We start from the raw sequence: 2,896 nt of genomic DNA on the forward strand, positions 1-2,896 counted from the left end.
CACCTTCGCGGGGCGCAAGGTGGCCGAAGGCAAGCTCTGGCTCGATCTCGAATACCGCATCGAGAACGGCCAGCTGCTCGGTGAGAACAAGATCCGGCTCGACGACTTCCGGCTCGGAGAACGCGTTGCAGCGCCCAACGCGCTCGACGTGCCGCTCGATCTGGCCGTGGCGCTGCTCACCGACGCGCAGGGCCGCATCGACGTGGCGGTGCCCGTGCGTGGCAATGTCGGCGACCCCGAATTCGACATCGGCACGCTGGTGCGCGAGGCGCTCGGCAGTCTGCTCAAGCGCGTGGTCACGGCGCCGTTTCGCGCCCTCGGCCGGCTGTTCGACGGCAAGGACGGCGACGAGCAGCTCGCCGAGATCGAGTTCCGGGTCGGCAGCGACGCGCTGGCGCCGCCGCAGCGCGAAAAGCTCGAAGAAGTGGGGCGCGCCCTCGCGGAGCGACCCCGGCTGCAGCTCGCCGTGAACGGCACGTATGCCGCCGAGCGCGACACGCAGGCGCTGCGCCGACGGGCGGCACGCCGCGAGTTGGCACGCGTGCTCGGCGACGAACCGGCCGCAGGCGAATCGCTGGGGCTGATCGCGTTCGGAAGCGAACGCACGCAGCGCGCACTCGAAAAGCTGCTGGTCGAACACGCCGGCGAACAGGCGCTGCGCGACCTGCGTGCCGCGCCGCCCCAGCCAGCGGCTGCAGCCAGCGCAGCGGAGCCGAGCACCGGCCGCCCGGGCGGTGCGCAGCCCGATGAGTTGTACCGCGCCATGTTCGAGCGCATCGCCCAGAGCTTTCCCCTGCCCGACGCAGCCGTGCAACGGCTCGCGGCGCGACGTGCCGACGCGATACGCGACTACCTGATCGGCACGGCCGGCGCGCCGGCCGATCGGGTGACGATCGGGCCGATCCGGTCCGTGGAAGAGGCGCAGGGCCGCACCGTCAGCACGAGGCTGACACTCGACGCAGTGGCGCCGCCAACAAGCTCAGCAAACACGGACAGCGGTGCAGCGTTGCGGTGACGCCGGACGCATCGCTCTGCGGCAGCAGCGCTGCCGACGAGGCCCGTCTCGTTCCATGAAAGCGCTCAGATGGCTCGTTGATTCACACGCCTGGACAGTTCGTCGGCGCTTTCCTTGCGTTCGCTGTACCGATCGACCAGGTACGGGCTGACGTCGCGCGTGAGCAGCGTGAACTTGACCAGTTCCTCCATCACGTCGACCACGCGCTCGTAGTAGGCCGAGGGCTTCATGCGCCCGGCCTCGTCGAACTCGAGGAAGGCCTTGGCGACCGAGGACTGGTTGGGGATGGTGATCATGCGCATCCAGCGGCCGAGCACGCGCATCTGGTTGACGGCGTTGAAGGACTGCGAGCCGCCCGAGACCTCCATCACCGCGAGCGTCTTGCCCTGGGTCGGGCGCACCGCGCCGAGCGCCAGCGGGATCCAGTCGATCTGCGCTTTCAGGATGCCGGTCATGGCGCCGTGCCGCTCCGGTGAGCACCAGACCATGCCTTCGGCCCAGAGTGCAGCTTCGCGCAGCTCCTGCACCTTGGGGTGGCTGTCAGGCGCGGCGTCGGGCAGCGGCAGGCCGGCGGGATCGAAGATGCGCGTCTCGCCGCTCATCGCCCGCAACAGCCGGGCGGCCTCGAAGGTGAGCAGGCGGCTGTAGGAACGCTCGCGCAGCGAGCCGTAGAGCAGCAGGAAGCGCGGCGCGTGGGTCGAGCTGGCGGCAGCGGCGAACCGCTCGTTCGACGGCGCATCGAAGCACTCCTCGGCGAGTTGAGGAAGCTCGCCGAGGTTCGGGTTCGCGGCTTCGGGCAAGGGCGATTCAGCGGTCACGGCCAGACTGAGGGGCGGGTGAGAAGTGGGCACGTCGGGGATCTCGGGGACTCGGTCTTGAAGGAGGTCGGCGCCAAGCATAGGCCCGGCACTTTCGGTGGGAAGTGACTATCGGCTCTTGCCGGTATCCAATGCTTCCAATATTATCGAAACATGGAAGAACACGATGTTGTCAAGTCCTTGGCCGCACTTGCACAGCCTTCGCGCTTGCGGGTGTTCCGCTCGCTGGTGGTCGCGGGCCCCGACGGGCTCACGCCCGGGGCGATGTCCGAAGAACTGGACGTGGCGGCCACCACGCTGTCCTTTCACCTCAAGGAACTCACGCACGCCGGCCTGATTTCGCAGGAGCGCGACGGCCGTCACCTGATCTACCGCGCGGCCTTCGGGCGCATGAACGCCCTGCTCGGCTACCTCACGGCGCATTGCTGTGAGGGCCAGCCCTGCGAGGTCGAGGACGCGGGTTGCACGAACTGCTGAACAACCCCAAGGAGTCGCGATGAGCGAGAAGACGTATCAGGTGCTGTTCGTCTGCACCGGCAACTCGGCGCGTTCGATCCTGGCCGAGGGCCTGATGAACCACGCTGGCGTCTTCGTTGCCCACTCGGCCGGCAGCCGGCCCAGCGGCACGGTCAACCCCTTCGCCCTTTCGACCTTGCGCGACCTGCGCCTGCCCACCGAGGGCTACCGCAGCAAGAGCTGGGAAGAGTTCGCCGGCCCCGAAGCACCTGCGCTCGACTTCGTCTTCACCGTCTGCGACAACGCGGCCGGCGAGGTCTGCCCGGTATGGCCGGGCCAGCCGGTGACGGCGCACTGGGGCGTGCGCGATCCGGCGGCCTTCGAGGGCAGCGACGCCGAGAAAGCGAAGGTCTTCATGGACACCGCCGTCACGCTCAAGCGGCGCATCGAGCTGATGTTGGCACTGCCGCTGGACAAGCTCGACACCATGGCGATCCGGCGCGAGGTGCGCGAGATCGGCACGCGCTGAAGCTCCAACATGAACTCCGGATTGCCGTGCGCGCGTTCGGAGTGAGCAAAGCCGTGGGCGGGCGCAGCGGCGCTGCAC

Annotated in this window: 4 protein-coding genes; 3 read left to right on the forward strand and 1 reads right to left on the reverse strand. The window is 68.6% G+C overall.

Annotated elements, in window-relative coordinates; all coding sequences use genetic code 11:
• Positions 1-1,015, forward strand: a 1,015-nt coding sequence (locus H0W38_RS20245; protein ID WP_292457557.1) for a DUF748 domain-containing protein, incomplete at its 5' end; no start/stop codon positions are given.
• 65 nt (positions 1,016-1,080) lie between these two features.
• Here the strand turns inward: H0W38_RS20245 and arsH are convergent.
• Positions 1,081-1,815 (reverse strand): arsenical resistance protein ArsH, encoded by a 735-nt coding sequence (gene arsH, locus H0W38_RS20250; protein WP_292457563.1) that lies wholly within the window; start codon positions 1,813-1,815, stop codon positions 1,081-1,083.
• 171 nt (positions 1,816-1,986) lie between these two features.
• Between arsH and H0W38_RS20255 the strand changes: the two genes are divergently transcribed.
• Complete coding sequence (locus tag H0W38_RS20255) at positions 1,987-2,310, forward strand: helix-turn-helix domain-containing protein (protein WP_292457559.1); 324 nt, start codon at positions 1,987-1,989, stop codon at positions 2,308-2,310.
• A gap of 19 nt (positions 2,311-2,329) precedes the next feature.
• Entirely contained in the window at positions 2,330-2,818 is a 489-nt protein-coding gene (locus H0W38_RS20260; protein ID WP_292457562.1) for an arsenate reductase ArsC, read from the forward strand.
• Positions 2,819-2,896 lie beyond the last annotated feature (78 nt).

This window comes from Methylibium sp., from assembly GCF_013817365.1.
Lineage (GTDB): Bacteria > Pseudomonadota > Gammaproteobacteria > Burkholderiales > Burkholderiaceae_C > Methylibium.